Annotated in this window: 12 protein-coding genes and 1 pseudogene; 6 read left to right on the forward strand and 7 right to left on the reverse strand. The window is 49.0% G+C overall.

Translation table 11 applies throughout. The features are described 5' to 3' along the window. Window positions 1-63 precede the first annotated feature (63 nt). Window positions 64-411, forward strand: coding sequence for a winged helix-turn-helix transcriptional regulator (locus EJQ19_RS05425; protein WP_126140176.1), 348 nt, complete (start codon window positions 64-66; stop codon window positions 409-411). Window positions 412-967: 556 nt separating this feature from the next. Here EJQ19_RS05425 and EJQ19_RS05430 read toward each other — a convergent pair. Both EJQ19_RS05430 and EJQ19_RS05435 read right to left on the reverse strand, forming a co-directional pair. Further along, window positions 968-1,195, reverse strand: a pseudogene (locus EJQ19_RS05430) (glutamine amidotransferase); the annotation flags it as partial. Window positions 1,196-1,446: 251 nt separating this feature from the next. Then, the gene (locus tag EJQ19_RS05435; RefSeq protein WP_206438366.1) at window positions 1,447-2,097 is read right to left on the reverse strand and encodes an NADPH-dependent F420 reductase; all 651 of its coding nucleotides are present in this window, start codon (window positions 2,095-2,097) and stop codon (window positions 1,447-1,449) included. A gap of 123 nt (window positions 2,098-2,220) precedes the next feature. Between EJQ19_RS05435 and EJQ19_RS05440 the strand changes: the two genes are divergently transcribed. Beyond that, the gene (locus EJQ19_RS05440) at window positions 2,221-3,081 is read left to right on the forward strand and encodes a LysR family transcriptional regulator (RefSeq protein WP_164716335.1); all 861 of its coding nucleotides are present in this window, start codon (window positions 2,221-2,223) and stop codon (window positions 3,079-3,081) included. Window positions 3,082-3,539: 458 nt separating this feature from the next. Here the strand turns inward: EJQ19_RS05440 and arfA are convergent, their stop codons facing one another. Next, entirely contained in the window at window positions 3,540-5,048 is a 1,509-nt protein-coding gene (arfA, locus tag EJQ19_RS05445) for an arabinosylfuranosidase ArfA (RefSeq protein ID WP_126140179.1), read from the reverse strand. A 120-nt stretch (window positions 5,049-5,168) separates the two neighbouring features. Between arfA and EJQ19_RS05450 the strand changes: the two genes are divergently transcribed. From EJQ19_RS05450 to EJQ19_RS05465, 4 genes are all read left to right on the forward strand, one after another. Next, complete coding sequence (locus EJQ19_RS05450) at window positions 5,169-5,948, forward strand: helix-turn-helix domain-containing protein (protein WP_126140180.1); 780 nt, start codon at window positions 5,169-5,171, stop codon at window positions 5,946-5,948. Between the two features lie 87 nt (window positions 5,949-6,035). Further along, on the forward strand, window positions 6,036-7,130 hold the full coding sequence (locus EJQ19_RS05455; RefSeq protein ID WP_241242744.1) for an endospore germination permease: 1,095 nt from the start codon (window positions 6,036-6,038) through the stop codon (window positions 7,128-7,130). Next, window positions 7,127-8,608: a spore germination protein gene (locus EJQ19_RS05460; protein ID WP_126140181.1), complete on the forward strand. Its 1,482-nt coding sequence runs from the start codon at window positions 7,127-7,129 to the stop codon at window positions 8,606-8,608. Before EJQ19_RS05455 ends, EJQ19_RS05460 begins: the two co-directional genes overlap by 4 nt. Next, complete coding sequence (locus tag EJQ19_RS05465) at window positions 8,605-9,759, forward strand: Ger(x)C family spore germination protein (RefSeq protein WP_126140182.1); 1,155 nt, start codon at window positions 8,605-8,607, stop codon at window positions 9,757-9,759. Before EJQ19_RS05460 ends, EJQ19_RS05465 begins: the two co-directional genes overlap by 4 nt. Window positions 9,760-10,028: 269 nt before the next feature. Here the strand turns inward: EJQ19_RS05465 and EJQ19_RS05470 are convergent, their stop codons facing one another. From EJQ19_RS05470 to EJQ19_RS05485, 4 genes are all read right to left on the reverse strand, one after another. Beyond that, entirely contained in the window at window positions 10,029-10,451 is a 423-nt protein-coding gene (locus tag EJQ19_RS05470) for a GNAT family N-acetyltransferase (protein ID WP_126140183.1), read from the reverse strand. An 81-nt stretch (window positions 10,452-10,532) separates the two neighbouring features. Next, window positions 10,533-11,108, reverse strand: a complete 576-nt coding sequence (locus EJQ19_RS05475; RefSeq protein WP_126140184.1) for a cupin domain-containing protein — start codon at window positions 11,106-11,108, stop codon at window positions 10,533-10,535. 13 nt (window positions 11,109-11,121) lie between these two features. Then, a complete protein-coding gene (locus tag EJQ19_RS05480) occupies window positions 11,122-12,369 on the reverse strand; it encodes a DUF418 domain-containing protein (protein ID WP_164716336.1) in 1,248 nt (415 codons plus the stop codon). 163 nt (window positions 12,370-12,532) lie between these two features. Next, the gene (locus EJQ19_RS05485) at window positions 12,533-14,131 is read right to left on the reverse strand and encodes a xylulokinase (protein ID WP_126140186.1); all 1,599 of its coding nucleotides are present in this window, start codon (window positions 14,129-14,131) and stop codon (window positions 12,533-12,535) included. Between the last annotated feature and the right edge of the window lie 23 nt (window positions 14,132-14,154).

The raw sequence follows: 14,154 nt of genomic DNA on the forward strand, positions 1-14,154 counted from the left end.
ATGGTAAGTAGGCACAATAATGTGGTATAGTATGAAAAAAGGTACTGTAACGGAGGCCGATGTATGCAAAAGAACCCTGTCCAATGTCAATTCGTTGCGGCGCTGGATTCGATCGTCGGCAAATGGAAGCCGATTATCCTTTATCATTTGCTTCAAGGTAAACCTTTGAGGTTCAATGAGATAAGAAGATTGCTACCCGATATCACTCAAAGGATGCTTACGCTCCATCTGCGCGAATTGGAGGAGGAAGAGCTCGTTAAACGAGTCATTTATCCACAAATCCCGCCGAAAGTGGAATACTCCATCACGGAATACGGCATGAGCCTATCTCCGGTGTTGGAAACCTTACATCAATGGGGATTGGCCCATGTCGAGCGAAAGCAGCTGAAAAAAGCGAAAAGCGAAAAATGAACAAACGGAAACGGACTAGCGTTCGACATTACGCTAGTCCGTTTCATTCTGTGCCTGGTCATTAAAATATAACGATAGTGATTACGTGGCATGTCTGGGCGGCGCGGCCAAAAAACTTTGCCCTACTTATGATAAGGTTTTCCCCACGTCACTGACTGGTAAAGCAGATTCCCTAAAGGAATCGTCTTCCGAGAACCAGAAGACGATATTTTTAATGCTCTTGCGGTCAGCTTCCACGTGGATTTCCTTAATCAGTGCCCGTAGGAGCGACCGTTTTTCATCATTTGTTGCTTCCTTAAACAACTACCTCGAGCCAGATCAAGAAATTGCGGTTTGAAGACGTATCTGTATTCATAAGTAAATTCCTCCCAACAATATTTGTGTGGTAACTTAACTCTGTTGGGAGAAGTCTGCAAGTCCATTTCTGTACAAAAAGGAAGACACAAGCAGTATCGAAACTTGGGTTTTGTCCAGATAAGTATAGGTAAATACGGCCCCGATAAGCTATCCTGATTAGCAACACACTGCATTCAACAGGCCTTGTATCCCTATACTGTCATTTCATTGAGTTCATTAACTCGTAGAAGTATTTAGGTTCATGAGTTTTGTTAAGACGATACCAAGCGTCTAATGTTTTTGGAGAAAATACATCTAGCGCTTTTAAAACATGAACAGAAAATTCTAATGGAGCTACTCCGGATGCAGTGATCAATCTCTCATCGGTGACAGCCGATTCCATGTTGTAGTATTCTTCTCCGGTGTAAGAAGGGCAAACCATTTTAAGTATTAACTCTGAAGCAATCGCCACAAGTTTATTCTTTAGATTCTTTGGTTCTATAACTCGAATGGATTTCCCATAAGGAAGAATGATTAACGGAACATGTGTATACAGTGCTTCTTCCTCAAGTAAAAAAATGACTTGCGTCGATGTCCGCTCCTGCAAAAGGTAGCTGTCATGTATACTTGAAATTTTTCTTGGTCGTGTACATCAATAAACAAAAAAATATTGTGAAAATCATTAATCAAAACTGCCCGTTACTCCGAAAAAAGCCCTTTATAATCGCTCCCCCATAGCCCCCAGGATACATAGGGATAGTGGCCGTAGCGTTGAGATAGCTCTCTTGAAAATAGAGTCATACGTTCAATGGTTCGGTTGTTTTTAAGCGTTCCTGCGTCCAAAAATCGAAATGGAAGAGGCTGCAAAAGCTTCATGACCATCTCTTTAGCCCCTTCATCATCTGAAGTAACAAATACATCGCTTTTGATGCCTTGATGGACGGGTTGATTAAAAACCTTCCAGAAAGTATTTTTAAAAGCTCCCACGACCTTGGTATCCGGTAAAGCTTGTTGAATTTCCTCTGCGGCAGAAGTTCCCCATTCTATAGCGAGATCGGAAAAATCCGAAGTGAACGGAACGCAAATATCCACCAGTATTTTACCTTTCAATGCTTCTTCGTTATGTTTTGCCCATGGCAGTAGATCACGAAACCAAAGCGTGTGAAAAATTACATCAGCGGCAAGTGCCTGGTCATAAGATCCAGGAAGAGCCTCAGATCCGAGCTCCTTAATCAAGCCATCGACCTTCTCAATAGAACGCGATCCCCATATTACATTTTGGATTTGAGGTGCTGCGGCCTCAATCAAAGCCTTACCCATACGTCCGGTTCCTATAATGCTCACTTTCATAATATCCCTCTCCTTACTAAAAGTTATAGAATCACATCAACAATTTACCACTATTTGAATAAGTACGGAATTTCCATTATGCTAGATGGGTATAACGAAAAGTTTGAACTAGGGTGTGATGCATTGGATACTCAATGGCTTAAAAGCTTTGTAATGACCGCACAACACAAGAGCCTTTCAAAAACGAGTGAATTGTTGAATCTTTCCCAACCGGCGATCAGCAAACAAATCCGAAAACTTGAAGAGACGTATGGGGTTGCTTTGTTTTATCGCTCAACCCAGGGGGTTGAGCTGACTAAGGCTGGGGCTATGCTATTGGAACGCATTCACCCCTTACTTATGGATTTGGAACTGATTTATAAAGAGTTGCAGGATTTCAAATCAACTCAAAAAATTTGGCTTGGAGCCTTGCCAAGTATAGCCACTTACTTTCTTCGGAGAATAATACCGACCCTGGAGATCAATACGGATGTAATGGTTTGTAATACTTCAGCGGAGCTATTGTCTTGGCTGAAGGCTGGAAAGCTTGACGCAGCCTTGATTGATAAAAGGTCTGCAGATACTCACCTCTGGAGTAAGGATTTGTTTTCCGAACCATACTTGGCTGTCTTCTCCAGATCCCATCCTCTCGACGAACGGCAATGTGTCAGCATAGCCGATATAAAAGATGAGCCCTTTGTTTTCTACCCAGAGTCGTGTGACGTTCGTCAATGCATTACGCAAAGGCTTCTTATGTTAGGTATAGAACCCAAGGTTTCTACTGAGGTATCCTTTGGAGATTTTATTTTGGGGTATGTCGCGGCAGGGGCAGGCATTACAATACTTCCTAAGATAGTCACTGACCATCTGTCGGATGTGTCCTTGACAGCCGTACCTATCATTGATTTTGACACTACCCGAACCATTTCCATTATTGCCCGCTCAGAAAAGCTGGGCAAACTGCTTTATCGCTATTTGGATCCCAGTGTTTATAAAGAGAGCTAACGCTTTAAGAGCATACATTAAAAACCTAATCCCCGATAAAGTACAAAAGATTAGGCTATTTGCGGTCGTCCGATAGTCTAGCAGCCACCATTCCGGATGGTGAATGCTTGCGTTTTTTTTCGATGGCTCTGTTATTGTAATTGTTGATTTTCGAGCAAAAGAAAACCGCCTCTCATAAGAAGCGGTGATTAAACTCCCTCGGTACGGTAATCCTCTATTCCCAAGGATATTTAGTTACCATGACTAGATTTCATAAAATGCAGACATACTCACAGAAATTTTAGCCGTCATTTATGGTAAGGTTCACCGCGAATGATCTTAAACTATCCGCCTGTCGCACATAATTGTCCCGCTCCATCAAAGGCTCGTGCGCCATCGTTAGATATCCTCTTCGTATCAAAACCCCGCCGGCAGCGACACCAGCGGGGTTGGTATTCCTTTTCGCTATTTCCGGCGCCCTATGACACCTTCACGCGAATCACATTCCACGATGCCTTGGCAAGTTGGGCACTGATCTTCAACCCGTCAACGGTCGCATTCCCGTTCGCATGCGGCTTCACATTGTCCGGATTGTTCTCCGTATTCACCGCCTTCAAATCTTCGTGCTGCAGCACAAGATGCTCGATAAGGCGGCATTTTCCAAAGCTGCGCAGATCCACCTCCAGCGCCAGCGATTCCTCCAGGCTGCGGTTCACGGCAAAAACCGTCACTTCGCCCGCTTCCTCGTTGTAGACTGCGATGGATTCCAGATACGGCACATCCGTGATCGTCTTCGTATCGTATTTGGGCGATTGAATGAGCGGTACGAGCGCTTTTCCGCGCCCATAAACGGAAGCGTGCAGGAATGGATAAAAAATCGTCTGCCGCCAAGCGCCGCCCCCATTCGACGTCATAATCGGGGCGATGACGTTGACCAGCTGCGCGAGGCATGCCATTTTGATACGATCAGCATGTTTGAGTAGCGTAATCAGCATACAGCCAACCAGCAGCGCATCTTCATGGGTGTACACGTCCTCAAGCTGCGGCGGCGCGATGCTCCACGGCTCTCTTTTCGCATCAGCTGCATGCGAGTGATACCACACGTTCCATTCGTCAAACGAGAGATACATGGTTTTCTTGCTGCGCTTCTTCGCTTTGACAAAGTCGCAGGTCGCCACCAGCGTACGGATAAAATCATCCATTTCGACCGAGCGGGCCAGAAACGTCCGGGTATCGTCGTCCGAATTGCCGTAATATTGATGCATCGACAAATATTCAACGTGGTTGTAGGTGTGATCGAGCACGGTAGCTTCCCAATCCGGGAAAGTTGCCATGTTCAGATTGGAGCTGCCGCAGGCCACAAGCTCCAAAGTTGGGTCAACCCATTTCATCACCTTCGCAGCTTCGACTGCAGCTCGGCCATATTCCTCCGCTGTCTTGGCGCCGATCTGCCACGGCCCGTCCATTTCGTTGCCGAGGCACCATACCTTGATATTGTGCGGCTGTTCGTAGCCGTGCTGGCGGCGAAGGTCGCTCCAGTATGTACCGCTTGGATGATTGCTGTACTCGACGATATTGCGCGCCGCATCCGCGCCCCGCGTACCGAGGTTGACCGCCATCATCACGTCGGTGTTGGCTTTGCGTGCCCAATCTACGAACTCATTAAAGCCGAACTCATTCGTTTCAATCGTCCGCCAGGCCAGCTCCAACCGCCGTTTCCGCTGTGCAACAGGGCCCACGCTGTCTTCCCAATTGTAACCGGATACGAAATTGCCCCCGGGATAACGGACAATCGGCACTTGCAGCTCTTTCACCAATCCCATCACATCGCCGCGCAGACCTTGTTCATCCGCCGTCCCATGGCCGGGTTCATAAATTCCGTTGTAGACCGCCCGACCCAAATGCTCAATAAACGACCCATAAATTCGTTTGTCAACCTCGCCGACGACAAAATCCTTATCTACGATCACAGATGCCTTCAATGCCATATCATTCATCTCCTAAATTAAGCGTTTCCTGCTGACTCTATGGTAAAATGTCCGACCGCTGTGTACAATAAATTATTATGTTCAAAAACTGACCAATCGTGCTTTTTGGAGGTGAAGCTGATGATTGAATTATTAAGCTGCGGGTATAATTACATCCACCCAAATGGAATTACAATTGACCGCCCGGCGGGGGCCGGAAACTATGCGTTTGTGTTTTTTAAAAGTTCAGCAGAAATCATGGTGAACGGGATGTGGTGCCCGGCCCCGAAACATACGTACATCCTGTTCAGCCCCGATATCCCCCATCTCTATCGAGAATTGGAGAAACCGTTCGTCAACGACTGGTTTCATTTTCTAGGAGAAGGCGTGGAGGCCTTTCTATCTCACATTCATTTCCCGCTGAATCAACTCGTTCAAGCAGTCGACCCGCACCTGATCGGCCGATCTATCATGGAACTGCAGCGCATCAAGCTCTCCGGCGGCCCTCTCTGTGAAGCGATTGTGGAAGCTGACGTCAGGACGCTGTTTATGAAACTCAGCAACTTGCAAGAGAAACCTGCGGCTGCCGAAAAAGCAAGGCGATATTACCGCCAGTTCGAAGAGCTGCGCAACGAATTGTACAGTTCGCCGCAGAGGCATCGCACCGTGGACTCGCTTGCTGCTTCCTTGAATCTGAGCAAATCTTATTTTCAGCATATTTATAAAGCGTTGTTCGGCTGTTCCGTCATCCAAGACATGATAACCGGCAGACTGGAATACGCCAAGTTTCTGCTCGACAACGGCTCGCTGCCCATTGCCGCCATTGCCGACATGTGCGGTTATGAGAACGACACCCATTTCATGCGCCAGTTTAAAAAATACGAAGGCATGACACCCCGCCAATATAAGTCTCGTCCGTAAAATCGGGGGCCAGCGCATAATTCTCGGCATTCTCGCTCACAATAGCCATGCTGTCAATTTTTTCCCCCCCAATAGGCGGTGAAGGCCTTGTCCGATACAACGGGACGTATTAATTTTTTTCAAGCATGCCTGATTCTTTTCCTTATGAACGGACTCACGAACCATGTGATCGTCAATCCTATGCTGCTAGACGCTTCCGGCAGAGACGCTTGGCTGACTGTTCTGCTGTCAGGCGCCTTGTTCTTCGTGTGGTCAATCCCTTTGACCTGGATGATCCGCAAGACCAAACAGCAAAAATTGCTGCTTTGGCTGTCCGCCAGTTCCCACCCTGTCATCGGTTGGCTGCTGGTGATCCCGCTGTGCCTGCAGCTGTATATGATCGGCGGCATGACGACGATTCATACGGCGACGTGGACAGTCGCCAATTATTTGCCGACAAGTCCTAAGCTGCTCGTTGTGCTTACGTTAACGCTGCTTTGTCTGCTTACCGCATACTGGGGCCTTCGGACGATCGCCATTGCCGCGGCTTTGCTGCTGCCGATTGTGGTCTGCCTGGGCTACTTCGTTTCTTTCTCGAATATGAAACAGAAGGATTTTACATTGCTGACACCGGTCATGGAGCATGGGCTGCCGCCAATCATCCATGGCATGACGTATGCCTGCGGGGGATTTATTGAAGCTGTAGTGCTTCTAGCCATGCAGCACAAGATCACGACCACCATCAAGCTGTGGAAAATCCTCCTGTATGCCGGACTCTCCATGTATGTGATGCTGGGCCCGGTCATTGGCGCCATAACCGAGTTTGGCCCCATCGAAGCGGCACTGCAAATGGAGTCGCCGTACGAACAGTGGCGGCTTGTCAAACTAGGCGAATATATTGAGCATGTGGACTTTTTTTCCATTTTCCAATGGTTGTCGGGGGCTTGCGTGCGTATTAGCTTGGCCGTGTTCCTCTGCGTCGAGCTTCTTCCGATTCGTCGAAAAGGAGCGCGACTAGCAGCCGTCTCGTTCATCTGTGCGACCTACATTGCCGCTGGCCTCGTTCCAATTAACGAATATGCATTTTACTTGTGGATGTACAACTACTATTTTCCAATCTCTTTGGGGCTGATGCTATCCGTGTTTGCCGCTTGGCTGCTCGTCGCCATATTCGGCAAGAACAATGTGGAGGTGGAAGCATGAACGCCGTCTGCCGGAACGATGAGCTAGGCTGGACAGAAGAACGGCTGTGCGCCTTATTCAGCCATTCGGCCGATGTTACTGTCCGTGTCTGCCAATTCGGAACGGAAGAAGCGACGAAGGTCGTCATCGCCTATTCTGACGGGCTCAGCGATACGAGCGCGCTGGCTTTGACCGTGCTGCCTGCACTTGGAAAGCAATTTGAAGCGAAAGGCAGCTTTCAGGCCCAATCGCTGCAAAGCCTGGGGTCTCTTCAACTCATCCCTTACGCCCCCGCGGTCACGTCTGATGAAGTTGCGGAATCCCTCTTTCAAGGCGAGCTCGTCCTCCTGTTCCCTTCCTTCGGGGGCCTTTATCACGTTAGCATCGAGCATCGTCCCCAACGAACACCGTACGAGTCCAGTACAGAAATTTCAATAAAAGGACCGAAGGACTGCTTTATAGAAGATATTGTGGTCAATGCCGCGCTGATCCGCAAACGAATCCGCAGCACCACGCTGCGGTATGAAACGTTCACCTTGGGCCAACGGACGAAAACCAAAGCAGGCCTGTTTTATTTCGAGGATCTTGTCCCCCCCAAAGCATTGCAGAAAGCCCGAAGCCGCCTGGCAAACATAGATGTCGAAGGAATTTTCACGACAAATCAGATTGACGAGCTGCTGGCAGATGCCAAATATGCGATTTTACCTCAGCTTGCGACTACCGGCAGGCCGGATTTTGCCGTAAATGCGCTGCTTACCGGCCGGTTTGTTATCCTGATTGACGGCAATCCGATGGTGCTGATCGGACCTGCCGATCTGCCGCTGCTGCTGAAATCGCCCGAGGATGCGCATTTCAGTTTCTATTATGTGTCTTTTGCACGGATAATTCGCATACTGTGCTTGCTGGTGTCCATCTTTCTTCCCGGCCTATGGGCAGCTCTCATGGCTTTTCACCCCGATCAGCTGCCTTTCAGGCTCATGGCTACCATCAGCGTCTCGCGGATCGGGCTGCCCTTATCTGCGCAAATTGAAATGTTCCTGCTGCTCATGCTGCTCGAAATATTCCGCGAAGCCGGCGTACGTCTGCCAAGTTCGATCGGACAAACGATGACCTCGATCGGCGGTCTCATCATCGGCGACGCTGCCATAAGAGCAGGGCTCGTCTCACCCTCCATCGTCGTCATCGGCGCGATTACAGCCGTCGCAGGGGTCACGCTGATCAACCAAACGCTGAGCACCATGACCAGTATTATGCGGCTGCTGTTCTTTTTCTTTGGCGCGCTGATGGGCATGTACGGCATGATTCTTGGGATCATTCTATTCTTCATCTACGTCTCTCAGTTGACGTCATTCGGCATTCCGTACCTGCCGGCACTCTCGCCGCCTCGTCTGCTGGAAGCGATGAAAGCCTTCATCCGGCTTCCCTGGCGATTGATGAACAAGCGGCTGTCCTTCCTGGGCCGAAATGCTTCCGGCGATCGCGAGGCGGATGAGGAATGAACGACGCTGTGTATACACGTTGGCGCCGCTTGCTGACGATCGGCCTCATACCGCTACTGCTCGTCAGTCTGACAGGCTGCTGGGGTTCGCAAGATATCCAAAGCCAAGCTTACGCGACGGCCATCGGGCTCGATTATGAGAATGGCGAATACATCACCTACGTGCAGGTGCTCAACTTCGGTAATGTGGCGCGATCCGAAAAAATTGAGATTGGCAATGGGCTCCCCATCTGGCTAGGCAAAGCGAGAAACTTGCTGTTGTCGGAAGCCCTTACCACCATTCATTTTACTTCCCAGCTGCCGATGTTCTGGGGGCACGTCCGAATCGTGGTCTGCACAGAACGCTTTCTGCGGATGAAAGGCCTCCAGACGGCCTATAATGCCATGAACCGCTATCGCGAAATCCGCTACAATATTTACTTGTACGGCACGAAAGAGAAGCTCGAGGACTTGTTCACGCAGAAGTCCATGCTTAACGAATCCCCGATTGATTCCTTGATCGCCAACCCGAAACAAGTGTATGAGCCGCTCTCAAGCAATCAAATTACAGCGAGGATTAATGAGCCTGGGAACCCGGCCGTCCTGCCGTCTATCTCCCTCGATGGCTCCGTCTGGAAGGAAGATAAGAAGGGTAAACCGATGTTTCGTATTGACGGGGGTTACTTTTTCACCGATCGGCAATTTGGCGGATGGATGTCTACTGACGAACTGGAAGGCGCGAGATGGAGACAGAGCAAGTTGCGCGACATCGGCATCATGGTCCCAGCCAAGAATCCGTATGCTTCGCTCATGATCAAGAAATCGAGGCTCAAGATTACTCCCATATGGGAGGCGGGCGAGATGAAGTTCGATATCCAAGTCAAGCTCCAAGGCTTTGTTATGGAGCTGCTCGATGACGTTGCTATGGATCAGCTTGTGAACGATGCGAATGAAGTGATCCGCGCAAGCATTCAGCATTCTTTTCAAGTCGGTGTAGAAAAGAAATGTGATCCCTTCGCGCTTCAGCAAGCCTTCTATCGTAAATTTCCGAAGATATGGGACAGGATAGGCGGCAAATCGGAATTTATGTTAAAGTCTGATTCCTTGCGGAACATTCATGTGAAATTGGATATCCTTCACACCGGCAAGTACAAGGGACGCACGGCGAAATGACAGATAGCAGCCGGCTAAGCAGGTGTTCCGTGTCATTGTGTTGGACGTTAATAATAGACCTTTCCTACAGTTAACCTATTTCTATGATGATCAAATGGGGCGAGTTGGGGATAAATGCGAATGGCTACATGCAGTAAAAATAGGAGGTCACTGTAAAACGCAGTGACCTCCTATTTTCGGCTGTAGGATTGAGCTATCGGTCTTCGTTAATGAAGCTGCCGATCAACTTTCTCGACAGCCTGACAAGGAACCCCATTGGGTTCCTTGTTTTATTTATATTCCATAACCCAGTACTTCTCTTCTCCCGGACGGCCTTCCTCAACAACCTTCTCCCAACCGTTGCGTTCATAAAATGTCAATGCTTTATGATTTTTAGATACACATTTTAATCGCATCGGTTTATTCATTTTATCGTCTGCTGCTTGCAGCAAACGACTGCCGACTCCTTTACCGGAGCAATTCGGGTGAACAAAAAGATTATGAATGAAGTTATCCGGCAAATATAAGGAGATAAATCCCATAAGGATACCGGCCTCTTCTGCTACGATGATGAATTCGTCCTCCGTATGCTTATCGAAATCCTCCAAAGTCATTTCAATAATATTGTCCCATACGAAGGCATTGCACCGTGATTCGAGATACAGCTTTCTTAGTTCAGGGTAATCCCCTTCATGAGCCTCTCTAATATTCAATTGCTGACTCCCTCTGCATTGAAGATTTGATGTGATGTATGCCTCTCTTATAGCCTGTCCGTCATGATGCTATCACATTCTTTAGCTGGGTGATATGGTATCCATACAATAGGTTTGATAAAGACGTTTTTTTATGCCCAAACCTGTTGCGATTAGATAGAGACATCCAAACAGTCCCTTTTGTATATATCTAGGGAGTCCCGGCAGATAGCTTTCGCCGAGTTGAAAGATTATCGCTAATTCAAAAATGTTTCGCGGTATTCCTTTCGAATTTGTTTTACCGTCTTGTATGAGGCCGTAAGCGATCCTAAGCATCGGCTCAAAGCTGCGGGCAGGGGAAATTTTCACGCGAAATTTTATGGGAGTCGGGCCCGGGTTATAAAACCGGTGAACGGACCCGATCTGAATGGTTTTCTTCTCTCCAGGTTGCACGATATACGTACCCCCACTACAATCGACGTACACAGACCCTTCCAGTGCCTCGAACTCTTCGCAGTAGGAGATATGATAGTGAAGATCATTTTTACCGCCCGGGTTCAATTCAACTTCCACCAGTTCATGATCCCCGTCTGTTTCCATTGATGTAGATAGAAACGTAACACGGTCGCCAATAATTGGATTTTCTATCGTTCGGTTATTCCGATTATGGTGTTCCATCGAGCGGCTCAACCTATCGTGGCCTTTGATCTGAAGCCGTTTGAACCACGGAGGCCGCAGCCGGTCGTGCCTGCTCAAGCTTTCCGTAAGTTAACCGCCTCCATACCCATTCCATCGGTCCGAGCGAAAACCGGTTCATCCACCATCTGCTAAACCCGATTTCAACCGCGATCACGATCAGACAATACCCCGTCACGGTAAGAAAATCCAGTTTGGCATAGAAGTTAAGCCCTGCAAAAAAAACTACTGAGACTACCGACTGCATAATATAGTTGGTTAAACTCATCTGTCCCACGAACTTCAGCGGTTGAAGGAGTTTATGGCCGATCGGCTTCTGGAACAACAATACAATAAACGAGATGTATAGAAAACTAAGGAATATCCCGCAGCCATATATCAGAAATTGATCGAGCAGCGCTTGATAGGCTCCTAATGCGAAAAACTTCAACCGGGTACACGCAAATGAAACAACGACAATGACACTTACGATACTGCTAATGTTCCTGATCTTGCGAAATAAACCCGTATATTTTCCCATATTCTCGAACACACCGATTCTGCCAAAATAAAATCCAAGCAGCATCATGGCAAACATGCTGGGATAGCCGATCTGCTCCGACGCCAAATTCGGCAATACTTCGTGTTGGATACGGAAGTTCAACCACTCTCCATAATTACCGTGGTGATAGACCTCAATCGCGGCGGCAGCGGAATCCTCCGCAATTTTATAGTTCGCTGCGCTGCCGGCATTTAACGACTCTGCCGGTTGGAGGAAGGACAATGAAAACATGACGAGGAAGAGGATAAGAATCGAAATAGCCCATCTTAGTATGGTCTTGTCTTTACGGCGATAAAACAACATCAACAGGCTGCCGAGTAATGCATATTGGTGCAGAACGTCACCGTTATAAAAAAACACACCATGCGCGATGCCGATAAGGAACAGGATAAGCATCCGTCGGGAGAAGAGCTTGAACACACGTTTTCCCTTTTGCTCGGCACGGCGCATAAATAAGTAGAAGCCCACTCCGAATAACAAAGAAAGAATCGGATAGCATCTCCCCGTGAGGAACATGTCAATCACAAGCCGTACCCCTTGATTGACCGCCGACTCATCCGGCAGCACGCTATTTCGCTGGTAAAACAAATCAGGTGAACTTAAGAAAATAACATTGACGAAAAAAATCCCAAACACAGCCAATCCCCGTAAAATGTCAATTAATGAAATCCGGTCGGTTGTTGTTGTTGGTTGCATATTCATGATAACATCCTTCCCTATACTCTTATCCGGCGCCATAATTGAACTATAATGTATTTCTTGGAATAAAAATATTATCCTCAGGGATAACCCAGCCATATCCTTAAGGTGAATGGCAACAAAAAAACCGGCGAACGCTATCGTCCGCCGGTCCTGATCCAATCCACTACTTCAAACTCGCCACAGCGGCCCGCTCGATCGCGAGGCCGTCCTTATAGCGCTGCATAAACGTCTCGAAGCCTGCCGCGTCCTGCGGCCGCGGCGCAAGCGTGGTGCCCGCTTTGTCTGCGAACACGCGGCTGCTCAAGTACGCCTCCAGCGTCTCGCCGCTGGATTTGCGCAGCATATACGCGGCCAGCAGGGCGATGCCCCACGCGCCGCCTTCCCCTGCCGTCTCCATCACGGAGACGGGAACGTTCAAGGCGCCAGCCATCACGCTCTGCCCGACGCCCTCGGTCTTGAAGAAACCGCCATGGCCGACGATTTCCTGCAGCTTCACCTGCTCCTGCTTGAGCAGGATGTCCATGCCCATTTTCAAAGCGCCCAGCGCCGTGAATAAATGAACGCGAATGAAGTTCGCGAGCGTAAAATTACTGCCGGAGGAGCGCACAAAGAGCGGTCGCCCTTCCTCAAAATGCGTGATATGCTCGCCGGACAAATACCCGTAAGCAAGCAAGCCGCCGCAATCCGGATCCCCTTGCAAAGCCAGATTATACAGCGTACTGTATAACTGGTTGCGATCGGCTTGCAGGCCCATCGCCTTCCCGAACTCATCGAACAAGCCGACCCACGCGTTGAGATCCGAGGAGCAGTTGTTCGAATGTGCCATCGCCACAAGATGGCCGGAAGGCGTCGTCACCAAGTCGATCTCGTCGTAGACGCGAGATAACTCTCGCTCCAGGACGACCATGGCAAAAACCGACGTCCCCGCCGACACGTTGCCGGTACGCTGCGCCACGCTGTTCGTCGCTACCATGCCGGTACCGGCATCGCCCTCCGGCGGACAGAGCAGAATCCCCGCCTGCAATTCGCCGGTCACATCCAACAGACGCGCGCCCTCTTCCGTAAGCACGCTCCCCGTGTTCCCTGCGGAGAGCACCTCAGGCAGAATTTCTTCAAGACGCCAAGGAAGCTCGCGATCCGCGATTGCTTCATTAAACTGCCGAACCATGTCGGCGTTGTAGGTCTTCGTCTGCAAATCAATCGGAAACATGCCCGACGCTTCCCCGACCCCCAACACCTTTTGTCCCGTAAGCTTCCAATGAATGTAACCCGCTAGCGTTGTCTGAAAAGCAATGTCTGGCACATGCGCCTCTTGATTGAGAATCGCTTGATACAGATGCGCGATGCTCCAACGCTGCGGAACCGGGTAGTTAAACAAAGCGGTCAACGCCTTGGCAGCTTGCTCTGTCATATTGTTGCGCCATGTGCGGAACGGTACCAACAGCTCCCCGTCCTTATCGAAGGCCATATAGCCATGCATCATTCCGCTGATGCCGATGGCGCCGATTTTGTGCAAGGATACGCCATATTGCCGTTTAACCTCGTCAGCCATGTTGCGGTAACAATCTTGTAAGCCCTTCCAAATGTCCTCCAGGCTGTAAGTCCACACCTGATTCACATAGCTGTTCTCCCAATCGTGGCTGCCCGAAGCAATCGGCGTGTGATCTTCCCCAATGAGCACTGCCTTAATCCGTGTCGAGCCAAACTCGATTCCGAGTGTTGTGCGTCCTAGCTCAATCGCATTTTGGATATCTCTCTTCATTCCTTGCTCCTCCATCCCGTCAT

The organism is Paenibacillus whitsoniae (assembly GCF_003955665.1).
Lineage (GTDB): Bacteria > Bacillota > Bacilli > Paenibacillales > NBRC-103111 > Paenibacillus_E > Paenibacillus_E whitsoniae.

Excerpts from the sequence above, each read along its gene's own strand:
- EJQ19_RS05425 (WP_126140176.1), top strand. The coding sequence starts at position 64 with ATGCAAAAGAACCCTGTCCAATGTCAATTCGTTGCGGCGCTGGATTCG.
- EJQ19_RS05435 (WP_206438366.1), bottom strand. The coding sequence starts at position 2,097 with ATGAAAGTGAGCATTATAGGAACCGGACGTATGGGTAAGGCTTTGATT.
- arfA (WP_126140179.1), bottom strand. The coding sequence starts at position 5,048 with ATGGCATTGAAGGCATCTGTGATCGTAGATAAGGATTTTGTCGTCGGC.
- EJQ19_RS05450 (WP_126140180.1), top strand. The coding sequence starts at position 5,169 with ATGATTGAATTATTAAGCTGCGGGTATAATTACATCCACCCAAATGGA.
- EJQ19_RS05460 (WP_126140181.1), top strand. The coding sequence starts at position 7,127 with ATGAACGCCGTCTGCCGGAACGATGAGCTAGGCTGGACAGAAGAACGG.
- EJQ19_RS05465 (WP_126140182.1), top strand. The coding sequence starts at position 8,605 with ATGAACGACGCTGTGTATACACGTTGGCGCCGCTTGCTGACGATCGGC.
- EJQ19_RS05475 (WP_126140184.1), bottom strand. The coding sequence starts at position 11,108 with ATGGAACACCATAATCGGAATAACCGAACGATAGAAAATCCAATTATT.
- EJQ19_RS05480 (WP_164716336.1), bottom strand. The coding sequence starts at position 12,369 with ATGAATATGCAACCAACAACAACAACCGACCGGATTTCATTAATTGAC.
- EJQ19_RS05485 (WP_126140186.1), bottom strand. The coding sequence starts at position 14,131 with ATGAAGAGAGATATCCAAAATGCGATTGAGCTAGGACGCACAACACTC.